The organism is Streptomyces sp. GQFP (assembly GCF_021545335.1).
GTDB lineage: Bacteria > Actinomycetota > Actinomycetes > Streptomycetales > Streptomycetaceae > Streptomyces.
In genome coordinates, this window is sequence record NZ_CP089312.1 from 7,449,094 (window position 1) to 7,475,094 (window position 26,001).

Annotated in this window: 20 protein-coding genes; 6 read left to right on the plus strand and 14 right to left on the minus strand. The window is 68.5% G+C overall.

What is annotated here, in order from left to right:
- Positions 1-10: 10 nt before the first annotated feature.
- On the minus strand, positions 11-6,253 hold the full coding sequence (locus tag LUX31_RS33755; protein ID WP_235479103.1) for a DNRLRE domain-containing protein: 6,243 nt from the start codon (positions 6,251-6,253) through the stop codon (positions 11-13).
- A 70-nt stretch (positions 6,254-6,323) separates the two neighbouring features.
- Here LUX31_RS33755 and LUX31_RS37590 point away from each other — a divergent pair, with 70 nt between their 5' ends.
- Entirely contained in the window at positions 6,324-6,455 is a 132-nt protein-coding gene (locus tag LUX31_RS37590; RefSeq protein WP_268828238.1) for a hypothetical protein, read from the plus strand.
- Positions 6,456-6,641: 186 nt separating this feature from the next.
- On the opposite strand, the gene LUX31_RS33760 is transcribed toward LUX31_RS37590, so the two are convergent.
- Positions 6,642-6,860 carry a DUF397 domain-containing protein gene (locus LUX31_RS33760; RefSeq protein ID WP_235479104.1) on the minus strand — a complete coding sequence of 73 codons (219 nt, stop codon included), beginning with the start codon at positions 6,858-6,860 and terminating at the stop codon, positions 6,642-6,644.
- Positions 6,861-6,863: 3 nt separating this feature from the next.
- Positions 6,864-7,745, minus strand: a complete 882-nt coding sequence (locus LUX31_RS33765) for a helix-turn-helix domain-containing protein (RefSeq protein ID WP_235479105.1) — start codon at positions 7,743-7,745, stop codon at positions 6,864-6,866.
- A gap of 204 nt (positions 7,746-7,949) precedes the next feature.
- Between LUX31_RS33765 and LUX31_RS33770 the strand changes: the two genes are divergently transcribed.
- From LUX31_RS33770 to LUX31_RS33780, 3 genes are all read left to right on the plus strand, one after another.
- Positions 7,950-8,363 (plus strand): ATP-binding protein, encoded by a 414-nt coding sequence (locus LUX31_RS33770; protein ID WP_235479106.1) that lies wholly within the window; start codon positions 7,950-7,952, stop codon positions 8,361-8,363.
- Positions 8,364-8,458: 95 nt separating this feature from the next.
- The gene (locus LUX31_RS33775) at positions 8,459-9,622 is read left to right on the plus strand and encodes a serine hydrolase domain-containing protein (protein ID WP_235479107.1); all 1,164 of its coding nucleotides are present in this window, start codon (positions 8,459-8,461) and stop codon (positions 9,620-9,622) included.
- Between the two features lie 131 nt (positions 9,623-9,753).
- Positions 9,754-10,920, plus strand: coding sequence for a serine hydrolase domain-containing protein (locus tag LUX31_RS33780; RefSeq protein ID WP_235479108.1), 1,167 nt, complete (start codon positions 9,754-9,756; stop codon positions 10,918-10,920).
- Between the two features lie 83 nt (positions 10,921-11,003).
- On the opposite strand, the gene LUX31_RS33785 is transcribed toward LUX31_RS33780, so the two are convergent.
- The 3 genes from LUX31_RS33785 to pepN form a co-directional block, all read right to left on the minus strand.
- The gene (locus tag LUX31_RS33785; protein WP_235479109.1) at positions 11,004-12,077 is read right to left on the minus strand and encodes a hypothetical protein; all 1,074 of its coding nucleotides are present in this window, start codon (positions 12,075-12,077) and stop codon (positions 11,004-11,006) included.
- 124 nt (positions 12,078-12,201) lie between these two features.
- A complete protein-coding gene (locus LUX31_RS33790; RefSeq protein ID WP_235479110.1) occupies positions 12,202-13,131 on the minus strand; it encodes a hypothetical protein in 930 nt (309 codons plus the stop codon).
- 111 nt (positions 13,132-13,242) lie between these two features.
- Positions 13,243-15,828, minus strand: a complete 2,586-nt coding sequence (gene pepN, locus LUX31_RS33795) for an aminopeptidase N (protein WP_235479111.1) — start codon at positions 15,826-15,828, stop codon at positions 13,243-13,245.
- 137 nt (positions 15,829-15,965) lie between these two features.
- Between pepN and LUX31_RS33800 the strand changes: the two genes are divergently transcribed.
- Positions 15,966-16,622: a mycothiol-dependent nitroreductase Rv2466c family protein gene (locus LUX31_RS33800; protein ID WP_235479112.1), complete on the plus strand. Its 657-nt coding sequence runs from the start codon at positions 15,966-15,968 to the stop codon at positions 16,620-16,622.
- Positions 16,623-16,748: 126 nt separating this feature from the next.
- Here the strand turns inward: LUX31_RS33800 and LUX31_RS33805 are convergent, their stop codons facing one another.
- The 7 genes from LUX31_RS33805 to LUX31_RS33835 all read right to left on the minus strand — a co-directional run bounded on the left by LUX31_RS33805 (position 16,749) and on the right by LUX31_RS33835 (position 24,049).
- Positions 16,749-17,390 (minus strand): superoxide dismutase, encoded by a 642-nt coding sequence (locus tag LUX31_RS33805; RefSeq protein WP_235479113.1) that lies wholly within the window; start codon positions 17,388-17,390, stop codon positions 16,749-16,751.
- 110 nt (positions 17,391-17,500) lie between these two features.
- Positions 17,501-18,397 carry a TauD/TfdA dioxygenase family protein gene (locus tag LUX31_RS33810; RefSeq protein WP_235479114.1) on the minus strand — a complete coding sequence of 299 codons (897 nt, stop codon included), beginning with the start codon at positions 18,395-18,397 and terminating at the stop codon, positions 17,501-17,503.
- A 28-nt stretch (positions 18,398-18,425) separates the two neighbouring features.
- Positions 18,426-19,775 (minus strand): LLM class flavin-dependent oxidoreductase, encoded by a 1,350-nt coding sequence (locus LUX31_RS33815; protein ID WP_235479115.1) that lies wholly within the window; start codon positions 19,773-19,775, stop codon positions 18,426-18,428.
- Between the two features lie 179 nt (positions 19,776-19,954).
- Positions 19,955-20,674, minus strand: coding sequence for an ABC transporter ATP-binding protein (locus tag LUX31_RS33820; RefSeq protein WP_235479116.1), 720 nt, complete (start codon positions 20,672-20,674; stop codon positions 19,955-19,957).
- Entirely contained in the window at positions 20,650-21,555 is a 906-nt protein-coding gene (locus tag LUX31_RS33825; protein ID WP_235479117.1) for an ABC transporter permease, read from the minus strand. The genes LUX31_RS33820 and LUX31_RS33825 overlap by 25 nt, the downstream gene beginning before the upstream one ends.
- The gene (locus tag LUX31_RS33830) at positions 21,552-22,619 is read right to left on the minus strand and encodes an ABC transporter substrate-binding protein (protein WP_235479118.1); all 1,068 of its coding nucleotides are present in this window, start codon (positions 22,617-22,619) and stop codon (positions 21,552-21,554) included. Before LUX31_RS33830 ends, LUX31_RS33825 begins: the two co-directional genes overlap by 4 nt.
- Positions 22,620-22,819: 200 nt before the next feature.
- Positions 22,820-24,049, minus strand: coding sequence for an ROK family transcriptional regulator (locus tag LUX31_RS33835; RefSeq protein WP_235479119.1), 1,230 nt, complete (start codon positions 24,047-24,049; stop codon positions 22,820-22,822).
- Positions 24,050-24,549: 500 nt separating this feature from the next.
- On the opposite strand from LUX31_RS33835, the gene LUX31_RS33840 reads away from it, so the two are divergent.
- The gene (locus LUX31_RS33840) at positions 24,550-25,128 is read left to right on the plus strand and encodes a biotin transporter BioY (protein ID WP_235479120.1); all 579 of its coding nucleotides are present in this window, start codon (positions 24,550-24,552) and stop codon (positions 25,126-25,128) included.
- Between the two features lie 68 nt (positions 25,129-25,196).
- Here the strand turns inward: LUX31_RS33840 and LUX31_RS33845 are convergent, their stop codons facing one another.
- Positions 25,197-25,922, minus strand: a complete 726-nt coding sequence (locus LUX31_RS33845) for a hypothetical protein (protein WP_235479121.1) — start codon at positions 25,920-25,922, stop codon at positions 25,197-25,199.
- Positions 25,923-26,001: the final 79 nt, after the last annotated feature.

The following is a 26,001-nucleotide window of genomic DNA, read 5'->3' on the forward strand; positions in this document are numbered from 1 at the left end:
CCGAAGGATCTCAGGTGAAGAGGCCGTAGACCTTCAAGGTCGGGTTCTTGGCGCAGACACCTTGGACGGTGAACTTCCCGTTGAATTCAACGTTGTCCGTCCAGTCGAACCAGAGGGTCATCCCATAGGCACTGTACTTCCCCCGCTCCGACTCCGATCTTCCTCTCCCGTTCGGAACACCCCAGGTGCCATGGAAGACGTAGGTGCCCGGCTCCAGGTGGCCGTAGCTCTGATTCCTCTTGGCGTAGTACAGCGGAAGGACGATGGTGTACACGAACTTCAGGGAGCCGTACTTCTTCCAGATGCTCTTCAGCTTCACGTACCAGGTCAGGCTGCACTTGGACTTTCCGGTGCAGTTCCGGCTGATGCCCAGCGTGTAGTTCTTCGTCTTCTTTGTCTGGATGCGGTAGTTCAGCTCACCGCTGGTGTCCACCTGACCGATCGGGTCGGCGGGGTAGATGTAGACGCTGGTGTTTCCGCCGTAGACCGGGTCGGTCTGGAGGAAGCGGCCGGTGGTCGGATCGTAGAGGCGGACACCCATGAGGGTGTACCCGGCCAGACCGTCGGTGGCTCGCTGGTAGGCGCCCAGGGACCCATACTTCGCCGCGGCGGCGGTCGCGTCCAGCGGGTTGCCGTACTCGTCGTAGCGCTGGACCGTGGCGGTGGCGGTCTCCAGGTCCAGTTGGACGGAGATGTCACCGTGCAGGTTGGCCAGTTGGAGGACCGCGTCGCCGGTGGCACCGGTGGTGATGGCCAGACCGCCCGAGAGGTCGGAGACATTGCGGCTGACCGTGGAGGCCGAGCCCGCGGTGGTGACCGTCCACGACGGGGTGTCGCAGCCACAGCTGTAGTGGTTCACCGTGGTGCTCGTGGTCGACCAGGTGGTGCCGCTGTCGCTGGTGGTCGCGGTGGCCGAGGAGGCCAGGCGGCCGGCGCCGTCCAGGCCCCAGGTGGTACGGGTGGTGCCCACGGTCTCACTGGCCACCAGGTCGTTGGTGTAGTAGGCCAGGGTCTTGCCCGCCACTTGGGTGGTGCGGCCGAAGGCGTCGTAGGTGTAGCCCTCGGCGATGAGACGGCCCGCGGTGTCGTACGCGTACGCCTTGGTGGATGTGGTGGCGGTGCCGTCCGCGGCCGTGACCGTGGTGGTCAGCGAGGTGCGGTTGTCGTCGGTGTCGAAGGCGTAGGCGCGCGAGGTCGTCGTGCCGTCGTCGTCGGTGGCCAGGGCCAGGCGCCCGGAGGCGTCGTAGCCGTAGGCGGTGGACAGGGTTCCGCCCTCGGTCTGGGTGTGACCGGCCTGCTTGCCGTGGATGGTGTAGGTCGCGGAGTCGGAGAGCACGGTGGTGCCTGTGGAGTCCGCGTAAGTCACCGAGGTCTGGTTGCCCGCCGTGTCGTAGGCCGTGGCCAGGGTGTAACCACCGGGGAGAGACTCACCGGTGAGAGCGCCGTCGGCGTCGTAGGCGGTGGCCGTGGACGTCCCGGCGACGGAGTCGGTGACGGACAGCACCTGGCCGGTGGTGTCGTCGTAGGTGTAGGTGGTGGTGGACGGCACCGAGTCGGACGACGTCAACGGGCGGTCGAGGATGTCGTAGGTGAAGGAGGTGGTGCTGCCTGCTCCGTCGCTGTAGGAGAGTGTCCGGCCCAGGGCGTCGTACGCCGTGGTGGACGTCTTGCCGTTGGCGGTGGTGGTGGCGACCTGGCCGTTGGTCCCGTCGTAGGTGATCGTGGTGGCCGGGGTGCCCGTTCCTGTGCCGCCGGTGACGGTCGTACCGGTCGGACGGCCTGCCGCGTCGGCCGTGGTGGTGGTCGTGCGGGTCACGCTGTTGGCGGTCTCCGCCTTGGTGACGACCTGGCCCCACCGGCCGTAGGTGTAGACGGTGGTGACGGCCTCGGCGGGGTTGGTCCCGCCGCCGGTGATCGCTGCCGCGGGCGCGGTCCTGCAGAGCAGGCCGTCCCACTCGGTCGAGGCGCAGGTGCCCGACGCGCTCGCGCTGTAGTAGGTGTAGTTGAGCGTGCCCGCGTCCGAGCCGGACGATCCGGGGGTGCGGGTGGTGGCCACGCGGCCCGCGGAGTCGTAGCCGGTCACCTGGCCGGCGGACTCGCCGCCGCCCGTGGTGGTCAGTTCGGAGCCCGTGGACCAGTCGTACGTGGTGGTCGTGGTCTTGGTCTCCGCGTCGGTGGCGTAGCCGGCAATCACCGCACCCGTGGTGGTGGAGGTGATCTGGTCGGAGACCGCCGCGTCGGCGGGGGCGCCTTCGTCGTAGGCGTACGAGGTGTGGGCGCGGGCCGGGACCACCGTGCCGGCGGCCAGGGTGGAGTCGGTGGTGGTGCCGGTCAGTTCCTCGGCCAGGGTGATCTGGTGCAGCGGACCGTACTCGTCCGTCAGACGGGTGCCGTCGGCGGAGTACTCCATCACGGTTGCCAGCTGCTGGGCGCGGTCGGCGGTGGACAGATCGGTCAGGCCCAGGGCGGCCAGTTCTGTCGCCGCGTCGGCCGAGGTGCCCAGGGCGAGTTCCCGGTTGGCGGCGGTCAGGTCGGCCGCCGCGTTGCCGAGCAGGTCGTACTCGGTGGTGGTGATCGCACCACCCGGACTCGCGGTGTTGGTCTCGGCTCCGTTCGCGTTGATGTAGCTGATCGTGGCCCGGTCATAGGCGTCGGCTGTCAGGGCACTGCCGGTGCTGGAGGCCGGAACACTGTCGGCGGGGAAGAACGCGGTGGCGTCGGTGGGCGCCTCGTCCTGTCCCCAGGTGGCGACCGTCGTGGCGTCCATCTGGTACGGGGCGGTGGCGCCCGAGACCGGGACGTCGTAGACGACGGTGGTGGCCGCCGCGCCGGACGTGGTGCTCGCGGAGCCCGCGGCGAGCGCGGCACGCGAGGCCTTGAGGAGCATGCCCGCGCCCGAGGTCAGGGCCGAGCCGGCCGTGCCGTAGGTAAACGTCCAGGGCAATTGGCCCGGCTGGGTGTACGTGGCGACGCGGCCGTCGGTGTCGTAGGTGTACTCCGTCTTCAGCGCGGGGCTGATCCGCGGGTCCCACACCTGGCGGAGCTGGCCGGAGGCATTGTACGCGTAGGAGGCGAGCGTCTCGGCCGTCGAGGCGGAGGCGCCGGGGGAGGTGGCCCACAGCTTGATGGACGAGACCTGGTTCAGGTAGTTGCCCAGCGCGCTGGAGGTGGCCGTGGTGGCGTCCGCGTAGACGTACTCCAGTACCCGGCAGCCCTTCGTGGCCGGCGTCGTCTGGCAGGCCGTCGCCGTCGCCGCGCCCGTCGGCGAGACCAGGTACTTCGGACGGGCCAGCTTCTTGCCGCCGACGTCCACCGTCGTTGAGAAGACCGTGACCGTGGAGTCGTCGACCGCCGAGGCGGACGAGTACACCGTCCACGTCGTCGACGCGTCGTCCGCCTTCGCGAACACGACGGTGTTGGCGTCCGTGTCGGTCAGCGTGAACGTCTTCGTGGTGGTCGAGTACGTCAGCGTGAGGGACTCGGCACCGATCTCCGGCTGCCAGCCGCCGCTGCTCGTCTCGGTGAACGCGATCGTGCTGCCGTCACCGGCCAGTACCTCGACAGAGGAGTCGGAGGTCTCGCGGACCTGCGTGTACTCGCTCGACTCGGCGGTGACGGACGACGTCCAGCCGGGGCCGAAGATCTGCGCCTGGCCCTCGGAGTCGGTGCTGTTGGTACGCGAGGAGTACGTACGGTCCACGCTCGCGGCGAAGGCGGCGGCGTCCGTGGCCGACAGGGTGAAGTCACCGGTCAGTTCGTTGACCTGGCCCGGGCCGATCTGAGTGGTGAGGGCCGCGCCCGCGTCCCGGTCGAGGGTGACCTCGGCGGTCTGCGAGTAGCCGGTGGTGGTGCCGTTGGTGAAGGCGGCACGCAGCTGGATGACGCCGTCCTCGGACAGTGTCGAGACGGTGTTCCACACGAGCTGGGTCGCGGTGCCGGAGGTGACGGCGACGGGCCAGGTGGAGACGGCGGAGCCGGAGGCGGTGACGTCGCCGACGGGCACGGTGTGCCAGGAGTCGGTCTCGCCACGCCGGTACTGCCAGGTCACACCGGTGTAGGTGCTGAGTCCCTTGGCGGCCAAGGTGACCCGGCGGGCGGTCGTGTCCCCGTCCTGCGGGGAGAGGATGGCCGCACCGTCGGCGCCGACTCCGAAGCTGTAGGCGGTAGTTGCCGTCGACAGGTTGCCGCCCGCGTCGATGGTCCGCGCGTACAGCGTGTGCCAGCCGTTGGCCGGGTCGATGCTGATGGTCTGCGCGTCGCCGCCGGTGCCGTTGGTGGTGTCCAGCTTCTTGTTGGGCAGCGAGGAGTCGTCCAGGCCCCAGTAGTATCCGGCGCCGTCGGTCGAGGTCGTGTCGACGGTGCAGGACATGGCCGAACTCGCCTTGGTCGTCCAGCCGTTCTCCGTGTACGTGTCGCAGGTGACGGTGGGTGCGACCGGCTTGGCGACGTTCGGGACGAAGTAGATGTACGACGACCAGGCGCCGTAGTCCGTGCTGTCGTAGCCCCGCACCCGCATCCGCATGTGCTGCGAGGGCAGTGCGCCGCTGCTGGGCACGGCGTAGGTGGCCGTGCCGCCGGAGGTGACGCCGGCGCTGGTCACGGTGTTCGAGTAGGTGGCCTCGCTGGTGTACGCGGGGTCGTTGGTGATCTCGAACTGCGCCTTGACCGACGAGCCGTCCGCGTCCGTCACCTTCGCCGACAGGGTCGGCGTGTAGGTGGTGACGTACCGCCTCCCGTTGTACGCGTTGACCTGCGAGGGCGCGATCGCGAGCGAACTCGGGGTGGCCGGGTAGGAGTTGTACGTCACAGTCAGGTGCGGCTCGGTCGAGCCGTCCCCGGAGACGTAGTTCGCCGAGCGGAATCGGCGCCAGGTCAGCGAGTCGCTCTCGCTCGCGCCGCGCACCTGGAGGCCGTAGTTGGTGGAACCGGCGGCCCAGGCCTGCACGATGGCGTCGATGTCGAAGTTGACCGTGCCGGCCGGGCAGTCGGAGCTGGAGTAGCCCTTGGCGGCCGTGTTGGTGATCGCGCCGGTCGTGGTGGTGGAGGGCTGCGCGGACCAGGTGACGTCCGAGGACGACCAGGAGGAGGTGATCCGGCGAACCTGCGTGCCCGCGCCCGAGGTCGAGCAGGTCGAGGAGTAGTACGAGTACAGGGCGAGGTTGGTGTCGGTGACGTGCTTCCCGACGAACTTCGACACGTCGAACTTCAGGTACGAGCGCGCGATGTCGGATCCGCTGTCGTACGTGCCCGACTTCAGCTCGGTCGAGGAGACCTGCGAGTCGGTGTAGTCCGGGGTCTGCACCCAGGTGTCCGTGGTCACCGCGAGGGTGGAGGTCGGGTCGACGGTGACGGGGTACGTCAGCTTGTTCTGGGTGAAGTAGTCGGCGTCCGGGGTGAGGACGAGGGTCTGGGACCCGTCCTCGGCGGTCTCGACCTTCGTGGCGACGCGGGCCTGGTACTTCGACTCGCCGGACCTACGGTCCTTGGAGGAGTCCCACATCATCGGCGCGGGCGCCTCGGCGACCAGCTTCCCGGCCGCGTCCTTCAGCAGCAGGTGCCCGGATTCGGCCACCGACAGGACAAGTCCCTTGAGCCGCATCGGGATCCGGTACTCCAGCGGCCCCTCGGGCGCCTTGTCCAGAACCACGTTCTGGCTGAAGCCCTGCGACAGCGCCGTGACCGTCAGGGTCTGCCCGTCGCCGAGGTCGTAGGAGGCGGTGTCGTCCTTCACGGACGGGGTGGGCAGCTTGGACTCCCAGCCCATCCCGAACGACCGCGCACCCTTCGTCACCGACGCCAGCGCGGTGTCTCCGCCGTCGGAGACCGCGATGTCGGCGGCGGCCACCTCCGGCTTCAGCGCACTGCCCTCGTCCGCGAGAGCGGTGTCGATGTCGCGCCAGACGCCGTCGGTCTTCTGCCGGATCGGCGCGGCATACGTGGACGTCTGCATCTGCCCGTTGGGCAGCGCGTACGTCGTCGAGCTGGCCGAACGCTCCGACAGCACCTCGATCTTGCGGCCCTGCAACCGGGCCATCAGCAACGCGGCGGCCGTCGAATCGGCCGTCGAATCGGCCGACTTGGCGGACTTGCCCGCGGACGTCACCTGCGTGGCGGCGGAGTCCGCGGCGGCGAATGCCTGCCCGGACCCCAGCGACACCAACGCCGTCTCGGCCGCCAGCACGGCGGCGACGGCGAGCGCGGTGCGTCTTGACGATATGCCTACGGCTCTCGCCCTTCCCCGTTTGATTCTCAAGAACGACTCCTGTGATCACGCCATGACACCTGATGCGCCATGGGCTGCGTGATCGTAGACGGGAGAAGCTGTGAAGATCATCAACGGTGCGGTCGCTCCGGCCGGAGTCCTCAAAAATCTTTACGCCACCTTGCCCATCGATCGCTTGACCTGCGCAGGTATGGGCCACATAAACATCGGGGCGGTGGTGGAGTTTGCGTGATGGTCACGCTGTCCGCATGTACATGTGGGGTGGATTCCGGCAAAAGATCGGCGGTCGCTGGTGTCGGACTCCAGTGCGAGCCGTCGGGTGCGTCGATATGAAAACGTGATCTTGAGTTGGCGCTGAGGCCCTGCTGTGGGCTTGCCCCGGAGGGCGGCTGGAAGAACACAGCCGCCCTGCCGACCCTCAGATGCCGCGGAGGTGCGTGAGGAAGGTGGTCCAGGTGGTGGGGGTGAGGTGGAGGACGGGACCGGTGGGGTTCTTGGAGTCGCGAAGGGCTATGCCGGGGGCGGCCGTTACGAGGCGGGCCGCTTCGAGGCAGTTCTGGCCCGTGCCGTCGCTGTAGGACGACTTGAACCAAGCTTCCGCCGGGGCGAGTTCGGGTGCGGAGGGGTGAGTCGGCATGACCTACAGCTCTCGTTCTAGTTGGTTCAGGAATTGAGGGGTGTCCTCGGGAGGTAGCGCCGAGGCGGTCATCGTGTCGAAGCGGCGCACGAACCTGTCCACTTCACGGCGCTTCTCCGATGTGTGGGTCGCACCCCAGGCGCTGTCGATCTGCACCCTCGGAGGGAGGCCGTCGCCGAGATCCAGGATCGCGAAGTCGTTCGCGGAGCGATAACCGGCCCGGAACGGTAGCACCTGGATGGTGATGTGATCCCACGAGTTCATTTTCACCAGCTTCTCGAACTGTTCGCGCATCACATCCGCGCCTCCAATCGGGTACCGCAGCGCGGCTTCGCCGAGGATGACGCGGAGTCTGACCGGGTCGTCCCGGGTGAGTACCTCCTGGCGCTTCATCCGCAACTCCACGCTACTGCGGACGAATTCGGAAGTGGTCTCCTCGACGGGCTTGTGAAGTTCGAGCAGGGTCTCCGCATAGCGCCTGGTCTGGAGTAGTCCGTAGATCAGTGTCGGGTGGTACGCCCGCATGCTCCGCGCCTCGGGCTCCAGCCCGACGAAGCCAGGCATCCCGGCCGGCATGAGCCCGCGGAACTGGGTCAGCCAATCCTGGTGGCCGGACTCCCGGTTGAGGGCGATCAGCGCCTCGATGACGGCCTCGTCGGTGACCCCGTACTTGTCCAGGAGCTTCCGCAGATCGCCGACGTTGCGGAAGTTCAGCGCGCCCGTCTCGATCCGCAGCAAGGACGCCTCGGAGATACGCAGCCCCTGCACTGCTTGCTTTCGAGTGAACCCGCCTCCACGGTCCCCGAGACCGCAGCCCTCCCTTAACTGGCGCAGCTGCAGCCCAAGTTCAAGCCGCTGTCCTGTGCGTCCGCGTTTGGCCGCCATGTGCGTCGCTCCTGTGCCCCTGTACGTGTGACCACGTGCTGTGCGCCGAGTGTCGCACCCCGTGTGCGGCCCGCGCAGCTCGATGTGCAGATACCGGCATATTCCACTTTCGGCTTCCGTGAAATTTCAGGGGAGTTTCGATTGCAGCCCACTGCACAGCCTCGTCACCGTAGATGGGCAACCCAAGTCCGAAAGGCGCCCCCCATGTCTGACCCGCAATCCCTCCTCACCCACGACTGGACCATGGGCTACCCCATGACAGTCCGTAGCGTCCGCCTCGCACGCCTGCACGTCCGCCGCCGCCTCACCATGTGGAACTGGCCCGGCGACATCGAGGACGCCGTTCTGGTCGCCTCCGAACTCGTCGCCAATGCCGTCGTGCACGGCAGAATCCCCGGCCACGAACTGCGCCTGCGCATCGTCGAGTTGGACGATGGAGCCCTGTCCATCGAGGTGTCCGACCCCGTGCTCGCATTCCCCGAGGTCAAGCCCCGCACGCTCAGTGAACGAGGGCGTGGACTGACCGTCGTACAGCAACTCACCGACTCTCTCGACTGGTTCCTGCGGGCTGGCGTCGGCAAAACCGTCCGCGCCCGCCTGAACACACCCAACGGCTGAAACGCGCCCAACCACCCCGACCCTGTCAACCTCCGGTCAAGCCGCCGTGTCCCTCCCCCCGACTGTCAGGAGCAACCGGAACAAGGGGGAATGGCATGTCAGCCAACAAGGGGCCGGTCAACAAGAGGCTGGTCGGGATGGCCGCGGCGATCGCCGTCGCGGCAGGCACGTTCGCGGCGCCCGCAGTCGCCGCACCGGCGGAACGGGGTGGGGGACACGAGGCCATTCGCAAGGCCATGAACGCCACCGTCAAGGATGGCATACCCGGTGTGGCCCTTCAGGCCAAGGACCGGCACGGGGTCTGGAAGGCGACCGCGGGGGTCGGCAACCTCAAGACGAAGCAGCCGCGCAGCGCCCACGACAACTTCCGCGCCGGCAGCATCACGAAGACCTTCATCGCGACCGTCATGCTCCAACTCGCCGCCGAAGAACGGCTCTCGCTCGACGACACCGTCGACAAGTGGCTGCCCGGAGTCGTCCGAGGCAACGGCCACGACGGCCGGAAGATCACCCTCCGCCAACTCCTCAACCACACCAGCGGCATCTTCAACTACACCGACGACGAGTACCTCCAGAGCGAGATCTTCCTCCCGGAGAATTTCTTCAAGAACAAGTACCGCACCTGGACCCCGAACGAGATCGTCAACATCGCCATGGGCCACCAGCCCGAGTTCGCCCCGGGTACCGCCTGGGGCTACTCCAACACCAACTACACCCTCGCCGGGATGGTCATCCAGAAGGTCACCGGCAACTCGTACGGCGACGAGGTCCGCGCACGCGTCATCGAGCCGCTCGGCCTGCACGGCACGTACATGCCGGGTACGGACCACCGCGTCCCCCAGCCCAGCAGCCGCGCCTACTCGCAGCTCGCCGAGAACACCACCGGCAAGATCTACGACGTCACGGAGTTCAACCCCTCCGCCGCCAACTCCGCGGGCGAGATCATCTCCAACCCCGGTGACCTGAACCGCTTCTACTCGGCGCTCATGCGCGGCAAGGTCCTGCCCGCGAAGCAACTCGCCGAGATGAAGACGACCGTCTCCGCCGAGATGGTGGACGGGCGCTACGGCCTCGGGCTCATCGAGAACGAGCTGAGCTGCGGGGTCACGATCTGGGGTCACAGCGGCGGCATCCACGGCTCCAGCTCCTTCGCGGGCACCACGGCCGACGGCAAGCACTCCCTCGCCTTCAACTTCAACGGCGACTGGAGCGGAGACCCGGTGAAGGTCGTCGAGGCGGAGTACTGCGGCAAGAAGTAGCGCCGACGAGCCATGAGAAGGCATTAATCACACAAAGGCCGAAAAACTCCTAACCACCACAATCCTCGCAACCTTCCGACCATTCACCCCGTCACACCTCCTGAGCAGCAAGAACGGCAAGGGAGTACGACATGTCAACGCACAAGGGGCTGGTCGGAATCGCCGCAGCGGTCGCCGTCGCGGCGGGAGCGCTCACCGCGCCCACCGCCGTGGCGGCGCCCACCGAACGACAGGCCCGCACCGAACGACAGGCCAACACCCACGACGCCACCCGCAAGGCCATGGACGAGGTGGTCAAGTCCGGCGTCACGGGTGTCGTCGTCGAGGTCGCGGACGGCCAGGGTGTCTGGAAGGCGACCGCCGGGGTCGGCAACCTCAAGACCAAGCAGCCGCGCAACGCCGATGACCGGTACCGCGCCGGCAGCATCACGAAGACCTTCATCGCGACCGTCCTGCTCCAACTGGAGGCCGAGGGACGGCTCTCGCTCGACGACACCGTCGACAAATGGTTGCCCGGAGTCGTGCACGGCAACGGCCACGACGGACGGAAGATCACCGTACGCCAACTCCTCAACCACACCAGCGGCATCTTCGACTACACGGACGACCTCGCCTTCCAACTGGCGATCTTCCTGCCGCAGACCTTCGCCGAGAACCGCTACCGCACCTGGACCCCGGCCGAACTCATGACGATCGCCATGAGCCACAAGCCGTCCTTCGCGCCGGGCACCTCCTGGTCCTACTCCAACACCAACTACCTGCTCGCCGGCATGGTCATCAACAAGGTGACCGGCAAGTCGTACGGCGACGAGGTCCGCGCACGTGTCATCGAGCCGCTCGGCCTGCACGGCACGTACATGCCGGGTACGGACCCCGGCGTCCCGCAGCCCAGCAGCCGGGCCTACTCGAAGTTCGACCTGCCCGGCGGCAGGATCTACGACGTCACCGAGATGAACCCCTCCTGGGCCAACTCCGCGGGCGAGATCATCTCCACCGCCGGTGACCTCAACCGCTTCTCCTCGGCGCTGCTGCGCGGCAAGCTCCTGCCCGCCGCCCAACTCGCCGAGATGAAGGCCACGTTCCCGGCCCCACTGGTCGGAGGCGACTACGGCCTCGGCATCTTCGTACGCAAGCTCACCTGTGGCGTCGAGATCTGGGGTCACAGCGGCGGCCTCCACGGCTCCAACTCCGAGGCGGTCACCACGGCCGACGGCAAGCACTCCCTCGCCCTCAACTTCAACGACGACTGGGGAGTCGGCAGCACGAAGATCATCGAAGCGGAGTTCTGTGGAAGCTGACCCAGGAACCCGACCACACGAGGAGGGGCCCCCGGTCACCCGGAGACCCCTCCTCTCCCCTCCTGGTTCTGCCCGGTCCGTCACTACCGGGGCAGCACCACGACGTACGCCGCCGGCTCGCGGTCCCCCGACGCCATAAGAGCCGTACGTACGACAGTTGCCTGCTGTTCGATCGCCTCGCGGAGCTTGCGCGGGGTGATGTGGACGACCGTGATGCCCAGTCGCTCCAGGTGCTCGCGCTTGCGGGCGTACTCCGACCACAGCGCATCGTCCTCCTCGCGGTGGCCCGGGCGCGGGGCGCGGGTGTCCAGCTCGACCGCCACCGCGTGGTCGGGCCAGTAGGCGTCGAGGCCGCCGAGGCACGGGCCGCCGGGCAGGCGCAGGTCGACGTTCCAGACCGGGTCCGGGAGGCCGTGCTCGCGGACCATCCGGTAGAGGCGGTCCTCCGCGATCGCCCGGCCTTCGGCGAGGAGGGAGTCGACCGCGTCCACGACATGCGGTCGGCTCAGCAGCCGGGCCTGGTTCAACTCCCGTACCACCGAAGCCGGTTCACAGTGCCCGCCGCGCACCGCGTCGGTCAGCAGCCGGCGTACGGCGCCCGCGTCCGTGAGTCCGGCCACCGCGTCGGCGAGGGCGCGGGCGACCGGCGCGACCGGGAGCCCCTCGATCACCTCGGGTGTCGGCATGGCCGAGGTGCGGAGGATGCGGACGCAGCCCGTCGAGCGGAGGCGGCGCAGCCGGGGGACCAGGACGTCGAAGGCGTCGAGGGAGAGGAGTGGCGGTGCGGACGAGAAGCCGTGCAGGGCGAGTGCGGCCAGGCCGGTGATCACGGCCTCGGTGTAGATCGGACGCCCGCGCTCGCGGTACGGCTCCTCGCAGTCCGGCTGGACCGGGACCCCCGTCGTCGCCGCCCGCTCCTTCGCCGCGTACAGCAGTACCGCGTGCAGCCGCTCCTCGCTGGTGGGCGGCGCCGGGTGCAGCAGGAACACGCCCGGCAGGAGCCGCTGCCAGGGTCCGCCGGGCCGGCACTGCTCGTTCGCCTCGGCGGCCGTGACGCCGTGCGCCCGCAGCTGGGCGGCGGTCAGTACACGGCGCTGTACGTGTGACAGGTGGCGGAGGGGGCGGGGGCTCGGGGAGAGCGGGGTGTTGTGGGTCATGACTCCGGCTTTCCCGTGTCCGATCCGTCCCCTAACCGCTGTTACACGCCCGTCGACAATTCCGGACAAGCTCGCCCTAAAGTGCAAGCGTTCGAGTGCCGAAAGGCGCTGGTCCATCCGGGGGTTACGGGGACGAGTGACCGGGTTCGGTAACGGTGGGATCGGTGGGGCCTGAGAGGTCCATGCCAGGTGGCCAGTGGCGGATCAGGGTGCCGGCGCCGTGCAGGGCGTCGGCGAGGCGGCCCTCGGCGGTCGGGTGCGCCGGTCTGGTGCGGTACAGGTCGTCGAGTTCGAGAATGGCGCGGGCCAGGATCTCGAAGTCCCGCAGGATCGTCTCGAGTTGGGGCAACGCCGTGTCACCGCGCCGGGCGGCCAGTACGGCGGCGTTCCACTGGGCCCGCTCCAGCTTCCGCTCCAGTTCGTGCCGGTCGGGCAACTGTCCGCCGCCGAACAAGTCCCCCCGCACGGCACGGGTTTCGAGGATCGCCCGGGAGGCGTGGAGCATCCGCTGCACCAGCCGGCCCGCATGGCTGTCGAGGTCCCGCATGGTCACGTAGTGATGGCGCATCCGCCGTACGACCGTGGCGCTCGACGCCACTCCCCAGCGAACGGGTCTGCCGAGGTGGGGAGTTGGGTCGTTCCAGTAGGGCGCGGAGTCGAAGGCGGCCGGGCGCCGATAGGTGAGCCGGTGTAAATGCCGCCACTTCTCGTACGGCAACTCCGGGTCCAGTAAGACGGGTTGGGTCGGACGGTGCGCGTGGTCCGGCGGATAGCGCTGGACGAGCGTGCCGATCGCCGTCGAACCGGCGGTGGCCGGGGAGGGCGGTAAGCCGCCCTCCCCGGCCACCGCGACCTCCACCGCGTCCCCGGTGTTCCCGGCGTCCTCGTCCAGCCTTGGCAGCACTTCCGTGGTTAACACATTTGCCGCCACCGCGAGTTCGCGTGCCCTTGCCGCGTCCGGATGTGCGGACGCCATCAGCAGCAGTGCCCCCGTGATACGCCGTAGTCCGCGCACCAACTCGTCCACGCGCGCGTCGACTTCGGACTCGAACACTTCGACTTCCCCCCTTGCAGGACCTTCACTTCTTTCTCGACATCACCGTCCCCGGCACCCCAGGGGCACACCTGCTCCAGGGGTGCCTTCTCAAACCACCAATTTGTTCGGTCATAGCACTGCTGTCTCATCGCACGCCTGTGCGCGCAGCGCCCGCGCCAGATCGTCCCGAGCTTCCAGGACCAGACGCCGCAGAGCAGGCGCCGCGTCCGCCCGGTTCGCCAGCCACTCGTCCGTCGCCGCCAGCGTCCCCGGCGAGTCCTGGAGGGACGGGAACAGGCCCCGTACGACATCCATGCCGATCTGGATCGAACGGTCGGCCCAGATCCGCTCGATCACCGCGAAGTACCTCTCCGCGTACGGCGCGAGCAGCTCCCGCTGTGAGCCCTGGACGAAGCCCGAGATGGTGGCCTCGACGAGGGCGTTGGAGAGGGAGTCCGACTCGACGACCTGCGCCCAGGCCTGCGCCTTGACGGCGGCCGAGGGGCGGGCGGCGAGGCAGCGGACCTGGTGGCGCTTGCCGGACGCCGTGTCGTCGCGGGCGAGTTCGGCGCCGAGCGTCTTCTCGTCGGCGACGCCGTGCGAGGTCAGCGGTTCCAGGAACGCCCACCGCACCTCCTGGTCGACGTCCAGGCCGTCGATCTTCGCCGTGCCCTCCAACAGCCCCTGGAGCAGCTGGAGATCGGCCTCGCTGGAGGCCACGGCCGCGAAGAAGCGGGCCCAGGTCAGCTGGTGCTGGCTCCCCGGTTCGGCGAGCCGTAGTTCCTTCAACGCGCCCTCGGCGAGCAGGCGTTCACCCATCTCCCGCCAGTCGGGGGCCGCGTAGTGGGTGAGCGCGGTGCCCGCCCAGGCGTGCAGCATCTGGAGGACGCCGATGTCCGACTCGCGCCCCGCGAACCGCAGCACCAGGTCGATGAAGTCCCGGGCCGGCATCAGCGCGTCCCGCGTGAGGTTCCACAGCGCGGACCAGCACAGGGCGCGGGCGAGCGGGTCGGTGAGGTCACCGAGCTGCGCGCGGAGCGTGTCCAACGAGCCCTCGTCGAACCGGATCTTGCAGTACGTCAGGTCGTCGTCGTTGACGAGCACCAGCTCGGGGGCGTCGCTCCCGGCCAGCTCCCCGATGACCGTGCGGGGCCCGTCGACATCGACCTCGGCACGCGCGTACCGCTCCAACGCCCCTTCCGCGGAACGCCGGTAGAGCCCGACGGCCACCCGGTGCGGCCGGAGTTCAGGATGCGACTCGGCGGCCTCCTGGAGCACGGCCAGCTCGGTGATCAGCCCGTCCGCGCTCAACAGCACCTGCGGGGTGAGGGAGTTGACCCCGGCGGTCTGCAGCCAGGCACGCGACCAGGAGGCCAGGTCCCGCCCGCTGGTCTCCTCCAGCGCCGACAGCAGATCGCCGAGGCGCGTGTTGCCGTACGCGTGCCGCTTGAAGTACCGCCGCGCGCCTTCGAGGAACGCGTCCCGTCCGACGTACGCCACCAACTGCTTGAGTACGGAGGCGCCCTTGGCGTAGGTGATGCCGTCGAAGTTGAGCTTGGCGTCCTCCAGGTCACGGATGTCGGCCGTGATGGGGTGCGTGGAGGGGAGCTGGTCGGCGCGGTAGGCCCAGGACTTGCGGTTGTTGGCGAAGGTGACCCAGCCGTTGGTGAAACGGGTCGCCTCGACGAGCGAGAAGGCGCCCATGAAGTCGGCGAAGGACTCCTTGAGCCAGAGGTCGTCCCACCACTCCATGGTGACGAGGTCGCCGAACCACATGTGGGCCATCTCGTGCAGGATGACGTTCGTGCGCCGCTCGTACGCGGCCTGTGTCACCTTCCCCCGGAAGATGAACTCCTCGCGGAAGGTGACGAGTCCCGGGTTCTCCATCGCGCCGAGGTTGTACTCGGGCACGAACGCCTGGTCGTACTTCCCGAAGGGGTACGGGTAGTCGAAGTGGTCGTGGAAGAAGTCCAGCCCCTGCTTGGTGACGAGGAAGACGTCGTCGGAGTCGAAGTAGGGGGCGAGACCCTTGCGGCACATGGCACCGAGGGGGATGTCGAGGGTCGTACCGTCGGCGAACGTACGCGAGTACGAGTCGGTGACGTAGTGATAGGGGCCCGCGAGGATGGCGGTGATGTAGGTGGAGATCGGCTTGGTCTCACCGAACCGCCACACACCGTCGACCAGTTCCCCGAGCCCGTTGCTCCAGGCGACCCAGCCCTCCGGGGCGCGCACCTCGAACCGGAAGGGGGCCTTCAGGTCGGGCTGCTCGAAGTTGGCGAAGACACGACGCGAGTCGGCGGGCTCGTACTGCGTGTACAGATACACCTCGCCGTCCTCGGGGTCGACGAAGCGGTGCAGGCCCTCGCCGGTGCGGGAGTAGGCGCACTGGGCGTCGACCACCAGCTCGTTCTCGGCGGCGAGATCCTCCAGCAGGACGCGCGTGCCGTCGAAGACGGCCCCCGGGTCGAGATCCCGCCCGTTGAGCGAGACGGCCGTGACACCGGGCGCGACAAGATCGGCGAAACTGGCGGCACCGGGCTCGGCACACCGGAACCGAATGGTGGTCACGGACCGAAAAGTCCGAGGCCCACCGCCACTACCACCAGCGTCCCCCACGGCGGACCGCACATCGAGGAACACCTCGTACCCGTCGACGGACAGCAGGGCGGCCCGCTCCCGGGCCTCGTCGCGGGACAGATTCTCACCGGGCACCGAGCACTCCCTCGATTGTCATCAGTACGGCCGACCAGCACCGATCCTGCCACGCACCACTGACACCGGACACCCGGGAATGCGACGGTGGCGGGGATACGTTCCTTCTTCGAAGCCCCCCTTTACCTAGGAGACCCATGTCCGAGACGAGCTCGACCAAGACCCCCGTCGACTTCTGGTTCGACCCGCTCTGTCCCTGGGCCTGGATGACCTCCCGGTGGGTCCTGGAGGTGGAGAAGGTCCGTGACATCGAGGTCCGCTGGCACATCATGAGCCTGGCGGTGCTCAACGAGGAGCGGCTCGACGAGTTGCCCGAGGAGTACCGCGAGATGCTCGCGGTGAAGGCATGGCTGGGCGTACGGGTCGTGACGGCGGCCTGGCAGAAGCACGGCGCCGACGTCGTCGGCCCCCTCTACACGGTCCTGGGCACGCGTATCCACAACAACGAGGAGGGCCTGACCCTGGAGTCCATCGCGGGCGCCCTCGCCGACGTCGGCCTCCCCGCCGACCTGATCGACTACGCCGAGCAGAAGGACTTCGAGTTCGACGCCGAGCTGCGCGCCTCCCACAAGGAGGGCATCACCAAGGTTGGCCAGGACGTCGGCACCCCGGTGATCGCGGTCCCCGGCGCCGACGGCGAGCAGATCGCCTTCTTCGGCCCGGTCGTCACCCCGGCCCCGAAGGGCGAGGAGGCCGCCAAGCTGTGGGACGGCACCCTCCTGGTCGCCTCGGTCCCCGGCTTCTACGAGATCAAGCGCACCCGCACGAAGGGCCCGGACTTCAGCAACCTCTGAGGCCCCGGCCACTATGGGGGAGGCCCCCGCGAGTCACGTCCTCGCGGGGGCCTCCCGTCATTCCGCCTGCCGGTGAAGGTTGAGAAGACGATCACGAGGCAGGACGCTTCACAGCCGTCGGCGCGGTCAGGGCGCCAACAGCAGCACATCCGTACGGGACTTGGCGGCCGCGTAACGCTTCGCCACGTCCTGCCAGTTGACGACGGCCCACATGGCGTCGATGAAGTCGACCTTCTGGTTCCGGTACTGGAGGTAGAAGGCGTGCTCCCAGGCGTCGAAGACCAGGATCGGGGTCGAGCCCTGGCCGGCGTTGCCCTGGTGGTCGTAGACCTGCTCGACGATCAGACGGCCGGAGAGCGGCTCGTAGGCGAGGACGCCCCAGCCCGAGCCCTGCGTGGTCGCGGCGGCCTTGGTGAGCTGCGCCTTGAAGCCGGCGAACGACCCGAACGACTCGGCGATCGCGTCCGCGAGGTCACCGACACCGTCGGCGGCGAGCGGCTCACCGCCGCCCTCACCGGTCATGTTGTGCCAGTAAATGGAGTGCAGGATGTGCCCGGAGAGGTGAAAGGCGAGGTTCTTCTCCAGACCGTTGACTGAGCCCCACGACTCCTTGTCGCGAGCCTCCGCGAGCTGCTCAAGCGTGTCGTTCGCACCCTTCACATACGCCGCGTGGTGCTTGTCGTGATGCAGCTCGATGATCTCGGGGCTGATCACGGGCGCGAGCGCGGAGTAGTCGTACGGCAGCTCGGGAAGCGTGTACACGGGCATGCGGGGTCCCCTCGACCTCTTATTGCACATAGCTTGCAACTGCACGCTAGCAACAAAAAGACCCTCGTGCGCGTCGCACGAGGGTCTTTTTGTTGCTGACGAGGGCAGGCCTAGGCGGCGACCGAGGTGTAGTGCGAGGCGTCCCCGGTGATCGAGTAGCTCTCCTTGCCCTCGATGCCCACGGGGATGTCACCGGCGATGGTCACGCGGTGCAGACGGCGGGGCTGTCCGTCGTAGTTGTCGATGGCGTAGTGCTGGGTGATGCGGTTGTCGAAGAGGACCAGCTGGTTGGGGGACCAGCGGTGGCGCAGGACGTTCTCCGGGCGGGTGACGTACGCCTGGAGGATGTCCAGGATCTTGCGGGACTCGCCCACCGACAGGCCGACGATCCGCTGCGCGAACCCGCCGATGAACAGGCCGCGTTCGCCGGTCAGCGGGTGGACACGGACCACCGGGTGCGCGGTGCGGAAGCCGATGGATGTGAACTGGGCGCGCTGGGCGGCCTGTTGCTCGTCCAGCTCCTCGTCCGGGACGGCGTAGTCGTAGTCGTTGGTGTGCTCGGCCCACAGATTGTCGGCCAACTGCCGCAGCGGCTCGGGCAGATCCCGATACGCGGCCGCCGAACTGGCGATCAGCGTCTCGCCACCGTACGGCGGGATCGTGATGCTGCGCAGGGTGCTGGCCTGCGGCGGGTTGAGGACGAAGGTGACATCGGTGTGCCAGTGGTTGGCGGCTCGGCCGCGCTCACTGTCGACCGGCAGCACGTTCGGGGCGCCGTCGACGGCCGACACGGTGGGGTGGGCGGTGGTGAGGTCGCCGAAGTGACGGACGAAGGCCTGCTGCCCCTCGTCGTCCAGATCGACCTCGTCGAAGACCAGCGCCTTGTGGACGTTGAGGGCCTCGCGGATCGCGGAGATCTGCTCCTCGTCGAGGGGCTTGGCGATGTCCACACCGGACACCCGGGCGCCGATGTTGGCGGTGACCTTCTGGATTTCAATGCCGGACATGTGCGGGTTCCTTCCAGAGATGGGTCGGTCAGACGAGAGCGGGCTTGGCGGAGTACTGGGTGTACTGGTTGGCGGGGCGCGGGAGGCCGTACCTCTCGCGCAGGGTCCGGCGCGGCCCGTATTCCGTACGGAGCAGACCTCGGGCGCGCAGGATCGGGATGACGTGGTCGACGAAGGCGTCGAGGCCGGACGGCAGGACCGCGGGCATGATGTTGAACCCGTCGGCGGCACCGCGCGTGAACCAGGTCTCGATCTCGTCGGCGACCTGCTCGGGCGTACCGGCGAAGGTGAGATGCCCGCGGCCCCCGCCGAGCCGCCCGATGAGCTGCCGCACGGTCAGCCGCTCGCGCCGGGCCAGCTCGACGACGAGCGTGTAGCGGCTCTTGGCACCTTCGATGGCACTCTCGGGAGGCAGATCGGTGGGAAGTAGGCCATCCAACTCCAGTGTCCCGGCGGGCAGTTGGAGAAGCCCTTCCAGCCGCTCCACACCATGCGCGTACACGATGTGGTCTTCCAGGACCTGCTCGGCCGCCAGCGCCCCGGCCTCCGTGCCGCCCAGCACCGGAACGATCCCGGGCAGCACCTTGATGTGGTCGGGGTCCCGACCGGCCGCCGCCGTACGGGACTTGAGGTCGGCGTAGAAGGCCTGCGCGTCCTCGATGGTCTGCTGGGCGGTGAACACGGCCTCCGCGTACCGCGCGGCGAACCCCTTCCCGTCCTCACTCGACCCGGCTTGCACGAGCAGCGGATAACCCTGGGGCGCACGCGGCACGTTGAGACCGCCCTCGACGCTGAAGTACTTCCCCTTGTGCCGGGGCGGATGGACCTTCGAGTCGTCACCCCAGACCCCAGCGGCCTTGTCGGCGACGATCGCGTCGTCCTCCCAGCTGTCCCAGAGCTTGCCCGCCACATCGAGGAACTCGGCGGCACGGGCGTACCGCTCGGCGTGCGCGGGCTCGGCGTCGAGCCCGAAGTTGCGGGCGGCCTCGGCACCGGCGGTGGTGACGATGTTCCAGCCCGCCCGGCCCCCGCTGATGATGTCGAGGGAGGCGAACTTCCGGGCCAGGTTGTAGGGCGAGTTGTAGGAGGTGGAGGCGGTGGCGATCAGCCCGATGTAGGTGGTCGCCGTGGCGAGGGCGGTGAGGAGAGTGAGCGGCTCCAGAGCACCGGCCGGCCGCTGGGCGATATTGCCCCACAACTGCGGACTGTCGGCGAGAAAGAGCGAGTCGAAGGTGCCGCGTTCGGCGATCCGCGCGAGCCGTATGTAGTGATCCAGCTCGACATGGGCGTAGGGATCACTCTCGGGCAGCCGCCAGGAGGCTTCGTGGTGCCCGGTACTCATGAGGAAGGCGTTGAGGTGGAGTTGACGGGTTGTCATGGGTGTCCCTTTGCTTCGGACATGTGCGGGGGAGGACTTTCGAACGCCGGCCGGGCTTGATCTTTCAGCCCGTCCGGCGTTTGAGGACGAGCGCGTTCAGCGCGATAGGGGGGTCTGGGGGCGCAGCCCCCAGGAACGGGATGGGACGGGTAGGGGCGGCGGGGGCGAGAAAAATCCCCTCACCGAACGTCCGACGTCACCCCCAACGCCCCCAGCAACACCCCCCGGTACTCCTCTCGAGCCCGCTCCGGATCGATGACCAGATCGACCCCGATCCGCCCCTCCTCCAGCACCAGCACCCGATCCGCCAACACAATCGCCTCATCCACGTCATGCGTCACCAACAGCACCGACGGCTGATGCCTACGCCACAACTCCCGAAGCAACGCATGCATCTTGATCCGCGTCAGCGCGTCCAACGCCCCGAACGGCTCATCGGCAAGCAGCAGTTCGGGCTCCCGCACCAACGACCGTGCCAGCGCGGCCCGTTGAGCCTCGCCGCCCGACAGCGCACTGGGCCAGGCACGCTCCCGCCCTTTCAGACCCACCTCGGCAAGAGCCTCCCGCCCCTTCTCGGCGGCCTCCTTGCCCTCCAGACCCAGCAGTACGTTGTCCAGCACCCGCCGCCACGGCAGCAGCCGCGCGTCCTGGAAGACCACCGACACCCGCTCGGGGGCGGTGAGCCGACCACTGCCCTCGACCTCGTGATCGAGCCCCGCGACCGCCCGAAGCAAGGTGCTCTTGCCGGAGCCGCTGTGCCCGAGCAGGGCGACGAACTGCCCGGCGGGGATGTCGAGATCGATACCGTCGAGCACGGTCCGCCCGTCGAACGACCGGGTCAGCCCCCGGAGTTGGACGGCGGGCCGGGGCAGGGTCAGTTGCTCAGCGTGCGTCGCCATGACAGCACCCTCCGTTCGATGAGACGGACCGCGCTGTCGGAGGCCAGGCCGAAGATGCCGTAGATGGCCAGGCCGACGAGGATGACGTCGCTCTGGCCGTAGTTCTGGGCCTGGAACATCATGTAGCCGAGTCCGTTGGTGGCGTTGATCTGCTCCAGGACGACCAGCCCCAGCCAGGAACCGGTCACCCCGAGCCTGAGGCCCACGAAGAAGCCGGGCAGCGCGCCGGGGACGACGATCTGTCGGACGAACTGGAGCCTCGACAGCCCCTGCACCTCGGCGAGTTCGACGAACCTGCTGTCGATGCCGGACAGCGCGGAATGCGTGTTGAGGTAGATCGGGATGTAGACGACGATGGCGATGATCGCGACCTTGAACGTCTCGCCGATGCCCAGCCAGAGGATGAACAGCGGGATCAGACCGAGGGTCGGGATCGCCCGGTTGAGCTGGACCGTCCCGTCGATCAGCGCCTCGCCGACCCGGCTGAGACCCGAGGCCAGAGCGAGGACGATGCCGGCGGTCAGCCCTATCGCGAAGCCGGAGGCGGCCCGCCGCAGCGAGGTCAGGATGTCGGTCGGCAAGGTCCCGTCGGTCCACAGATGGACGCCGGTCTCCAGCACGGTCCAGGGCGCCGGGATCGCGGCCGGGTCGAGCTGACCGGCGGCGGAGGCGGCGGCCCACAGGCCGAGGACGAGGGCAGGCCCGATGACCTGGACGGCGGGCAGCCGCCTGCCGGGGGAGAGCCGCCGGCGCCGCCGGACCTGGCCGAGTTCCTCGCCACCGCCGACAGACACGGCTGCGATCGTGGACGCGGACGTAGATGCGGACGTAGACGTAGACGTAGACGTAGACGTAGACGTGGATGTGGTCACGGCGGTCACCTCCGGTACTCCGCAGTCACGGACTTCGCCGCGATGCCCTCGAAGCGATGGTCGAAGAGCGAACCCACGTCGAACTTCTTCACGAAGCCGCCCTCCGCGAGTAGATCCGCGGTCTCCTGCTCCCACTTGATCGCCTCGTCCCAACTCGGCGGGAACAACGGCTTGTTGGCGAGCGCCGTGATCGCCTGCGCCTGGGCGAGGGTCAGGTTCTGCGTCTTGACGTAGAACTCCTCGTTCCAGGCGTCCGGGTTCTCGTACGCCCACACCTGGCCCTTGGCCCAGTACGGGATGTAGGCGGCGATCGCGGCGGCCTTCGCCGAGTCGTTCAGCACGGAGACCGGCGCCCACAGCAGGTTGAGCAGGTCGACGACGTCCGTCTCGATGGCCCGGGCACCCTTGGCGCCGTACTGCGCCAGGTACGCGGGCGCCTGGCTGTTGCCCAGCGGAGCGACGTCCACCTGGCCCGACTGCAGCGCGGTGAAGAACTGGTTGCTGGTCAGCGGAACGAGCTGGACCTCGTCGTAGGCGAGCCCGGCCTGCTTCAACGCCCGCAGGAGCACGACACCCTGGGCCTGCCCCTGTGAGAAGGCGAGCTTCTTGCCCTTGAAGTCGGCGACCGACCTGATGTCGCTGCCGGGCTTGGTCGCGAAGAGATAGTTCGGCTTGCGGGTGACGTTGATCGCGACGATTTTCGCGTCGTATCCCTGGTAGTGCGCCTGGATCGGCGGAATACCCGCATTGTTGGCGACATCGAGAGAACCCGCACGGAATGCGTTGATGACATCGGGACCGGCGCCGATGTTCGCCCAAGTCGACACCTTGAAGGGCAGGTCGCCCAACTTGGCGAGCTTGAACTGGAGTTGCTGGACGTTCAGATACGAGGAGATCTTCAGACTCGTACCGGCCGGGACCTTTTCGGCGAGCGCGGCGGTCGAGGCACCCTTGGCGCTGGCTGCGGCACTGCTGTCGGCGCAGCCGCTCAGCCCGGCGACACCGGCCGCGGCGCCGAGGAGAGAGGAGAGGAACAGTCGCCGGTCGAGTCCGGACGTACGGGAATAGGGCATGGGAGGACTCCCTGAATCAATGCCGAGGCAGTGCGGAACAAACGCAGGAGAAAGGCGTGGCGAGAAAAATCACGCAGCAGAAATGAGCGCGTCACACGGGGCAACGAGTCAGCAACAAAGGGTGCGACAGTGCAGGTGAGGGCTCATGAAATGATGCTCGCGGGTATGCGGAACCCCTGTCAACATTCGGAGTTTCTGAATTAAATAGCCACAGGTGAAGCGGCATCAGGTGAAGCGGCCAGCGGATCCCGGTACAGCACATCGAGCGCCACCGAACCGCCCGCCACCGCGAGCACCGAATCCGGGAAACTCGTCGGCACGACAGAGGCCGCACGGTCGGCGCCGACCCCTTCGCGCAGCGCGGCGAGGCAGTCCTCGCGGTAGATGGTCCCGACCTCGGTCACGACCACCGTCTCCGGATTCAGCACATCGAGCAGCAGCCGCGCCGCCCGCCCCACGGCACCCGCCCGCCGCACCAGCAGCTCGACGGCATCCGGGTCGCCCGCAGCCGCCGCCGCGACCACGTGCATGGGGTTCGTGCCCTCGACGACGCCCGCCTCCCGCGCCCGCCGGCACAGCGTCCGCTCGCTCAACTCGGCCTGCAGGCAGCCCGTACGACCGCAGTCGCAGACCTCCGTACCGCCCGGCACCGGCAGATGGGCGATGGCGCCCGACTGGGAACGCGGACCGTGGTGCACCTCGTCGTTGGTCGCGAACGCCGCGTCGACCACGTTGCCGACGAACAGATGCAGCACGCTCCCGCTGCCCCGCGCCGGCCCGAACAGCCGCTCCCCGTTGACCAACGCCCGCGCATGCCCGTCCACATGGACCGGCAGCCCGGTACGGGCCCCGAGCGCCTCCCGCACGGCCACGTCCCGCCAGCCCAGCATCGGGTGCTCGACGACGGTCCCGGACTCCCGGTCCACCCAGCCGCCGACGGCCACGCCGACCCCGAGGGCCCGGCAGGCGGGGGCGCCGTCCAGCAGCGCCCGCAGCCCCTCGGCGGCCCGCGCGAGCACCCACCCGGGGTCGGTGCGCTCGTGCTTCAACTCCCGCTGGGCCACCACCCGTCCGCGCAGATCGAGCAGCGCGACCGTCGTGTACGGCACGGCCACATGAACTCCGCCCACGACGAACCGGGAGTTGTCCAGGTCGACGGGGACGTGCGGACGCCCCACCCCGTTCGACCGCCGGGGCGCGGACTCCTCACGGATCAGGCCGAGTTCGGCGAACCGCGCGCAGTAGTCCGTCACCGACGCGGGCGACAGTCCCGTCAGCCGGGCGATGGTGCTGCGCGCGACCGGACCGTGTTCCAGAACGGACCGCAGGACGACACTCGCGCTGGTCCGGCGCCGGTCGGGATCGGCGGCGCGAGGTATGCGGGAAGAAGGGGAGGGAGAGGTAAGGGTGGGTGCCGCGGCACGGGGCATGGCGATCATCCTCGGGGAACGGGTCCGACACTGCGCCGTCTCGTGAGGACTCGGGGAGTCGTGAAGACTCAGGGAGTCCTGTGGAGCGAGGCGCGCCGGAGCCGCCTCACCCGGGGCGGCGACAGGTGGCCGTGCCCACGCGTCGCAGGTCGACATAGCGACGCGACGAGAAGTACCGGGACTGGGCGACCATGCGCACGAAGCTAGCAAAACGGTCCGCCGCTGCCCAGATGGCGACCAGCGGGCGAGACGGCACATGTCCAGGCGGCTGCCGGGATTGGCGGAACCCTACAGAAGCCACCCCGCACATCCCCGTAGCCCGAACCACTCCACCTCAGTGACCGGCATCACCCCGTACCGGGTGTAACCCCCACCGTTTGTCCAGAGCCCACCAAGCCGCCGTCGCCCCCTTTGTCGAGCGCTGACGGTGATCGGCCCGAGGACGCTGGGATAGCGTCAAGACGTCCCTTGCCGCTCACCCACACCCCCGCGGAGTCCCCATGGCAACCGCCGTCGCACCCGCCCGCCCCGGGCAGGTCCTCGCCGACCTGCTCCCCGCCTCCCGCGTCCGGGACGCCGCGCTCGTGCTCGGCGGTGCCGGGCTCGTCGGGATCGCCGCCCAGATCGCCGTCCCCGTGCCCGGCTCGCCGGTGCCGGTGACCGGGCAGACCTTCGCCGCGCTCCTCGTCGGCACCGCGCTCGGCGCGGGCCGCGGCCTCGCCGCCCTCGCCTTCTACGCCCTGGCAGGTCTCGCGGGCGTGCCGTGGTTCGCGGAGGGCGGCTCGGGCACGTCTGTGTCCTTCGGCTACATCCTCGGCATGCTGCTCGCGTCCGCCGCCGTGGGCGCGCTGGCCCGCCGCGGCGCCGACCGCTCGATGCCGCGCATGGCGGGCACGATGCTGCTCGGCGAGGCGATCATCTACGCGATCGGCGTCCCGTACCTCGCCCTGGCCGCCGACATGAGCGCGAGCGCGGCGATCGCCGCCGGCCTCACCCCGTTCCTGCTGGGCGACGCGCTGAAGGCGGCGCTGGCGATGGGCGTACTGCCGACGGCCTGGAAGTTCGTCAACAAGAGCTGAACAACGGCGCGTTGAAGGAGTTGGAGGAGGGGGAGGCGGATTCCGCCTCCCCCTCCTCCATGTGCCGATCAGCCCTGTGACTGCTGCTGGGGCCGCCGCTGCGACCACCACATGCCCGCCGCCCCGGCGGACAGCAGCGCCGCGCCGACCGCGCCGAGCGGGAGCAGATCGCGCGCCGGGCCGGTCCTCGGCAGCTCGTCGCCCCCGGGCGCCACCGGCTTGTTGTCGGTGCCGAGCAGCAGCGGAGTGGCCGGGGCGTTCGGCGACGGGTTCGTCGTACCGAACGGGACCGGGCCCTGCTGCCAGTACGTCTTCGAACCGTCGGTCGTCTGCACGGGCAGGCAGATCTTGCCGGTCTTGCCCAGGTCGTACGTCGCCTCCACGTCGTACGACTTCGACTTACCGGCCGCGAGACTGCCGACGGCGCAGTTGAAACCGCTGTTCGAACCTTCCGGAAGATCCGCTTCGGGAATCTCCGCACAGCCCTGGACGTTCTTGACCGTCATACCGTCGAATCCGACGACCAGAAGCCGGATATCGCCGCTCTCCTTGCTCCCCTCGTTCTTTACCGTGGCGGTCAGTGCGGTTTCTTTCGAACTGTTGTCGACGGAGATGCTCTCGGGCAGTTCCGTGGTCAACTTGACGCCCTCGGGCGCCGCGTCAACTGCCTTTCCCCCCTTGCTGCTGCCGGGTCCCTGGTCATCCGCGCTGGCGGTGAAGGAAAGGATCATCACGGCCGAGAAAGATGCCGTGAGCAGCGATCCCGCGATGACCGTCGTGCGACCAGAACTCATGTTCGTCCCCCTAGGATCCCCCTGGACTGCGCCTGAATTCGCAGTACTTGAAGAGGTACCACAAGATTTCTCACCACTA

Bases quoted from the DNA above. Each gene is read 5' to 3' on its own strand.
- LUX31_RS33770 (WP_235479106.1), top strand. From the start codon at position 7,950: ATGTCTGACCCGCAATCCCTCCTCACCCACGACTGGACCATGGGCTAC.
- LUX31_RS33815 (WP_235479115.1), bottom strand. From the start codon at position 19,775: ATGACAACCCGTCAACTCCACCTCAACGCCTTCCTCATGAGTACCGGG.
- LUX31_RS33830 (WP_235479118.1), bottom strand. From the start codon at position 22,619: ATGCCCTATTCCCGTACGTCCGGACTCGACCGGCGACTGTTCCTCTCC.
- LUX31_RS33835 (WP_235479119.1), bottom strand. From the start codon at position 24,049: ATGCCCCGTGCCGCGGCACCCACCCTTACCTCTCCCTCCCCTTCTTCC.
- LUX31_RS33760 (WP_235479104.1), bottom strand. From the start codon at position 6,860: ATGCCGACTCACCCCTCCGCACCCGAACTCGCCCCGGCGGAAGCTTGG.
- LUX31_RS33775 (WP_235479107.1), top strand. From the start codon at position 8,459: ATGTCAGCCAACAAGGGGCCGGTCAACAAGAGGCTGGTCGGGATGGCC.
- LUX31_RS33765 (WP_235479105.1), bottom strand. From the start codon at position 7,745: ATGGCGGCCAAACGCGGACGCACAGGACAGCGGCTTGAACTTGGGCTG.
- LUX31_RS33800 (WP_235479112.1), top strand. From the start codon at position 15,966: ATGTCCGAGACGAGCTCGACCAAGACCCCCGTCGACTTCTGGTTCGAC.
- LUX31_RS33810 (WP_235479114.1), bottom strand. From the start codon at position 18,397: ATGTCCGGCATTGAAATCCAGAAGGTCACCGCCAACATCGGCGCCCGG.
- LUX31_RS33845 (WP_235479121.1), bottom strand. From the start codon at position 25,922: ATGAGTTCTGGTCGCACGACGGTCATCGCGGGATCGCTGCTCACGGCA.
- LUX31_RS33805 (WP_235479113.1), bottom strand. From the start codon at position 17,390: ATGCCCGTGTACACGCTTCCCGAGCTGCCGTACGACTACTCCGCGCTC.
- LUX31_RS33820 (WP_235479116.1), bottom strand. From the start codon at position 20,674: ATGGCGACGCACGCTGAGCAACTGACCCTGCCCCGGCCCGCCGTCCAA.
- LUX31_RS33840 (WP_235479120.1), top strand. From the start codon at position 24,550: ATGGCAACCGCCGTCGCACCCGCCCGCCCCGGGCAGGTCCTCGCCGAC.
- LUX31_RS33785 (WP_235479109.1), bottom strand. From the start codon at position 12,077: ATGACCCACAACACCCCGCTCTCCCCGAGCCCCCGCCCCCTCCGCCAC.
- LUX31_RS33780 (WP_235479108.1), top strand. From the start codon at position 9,754: ATGTCAACGCACAAGGGGCTGGTCGGAATCGCCGCAGCGGTCGCCGTC.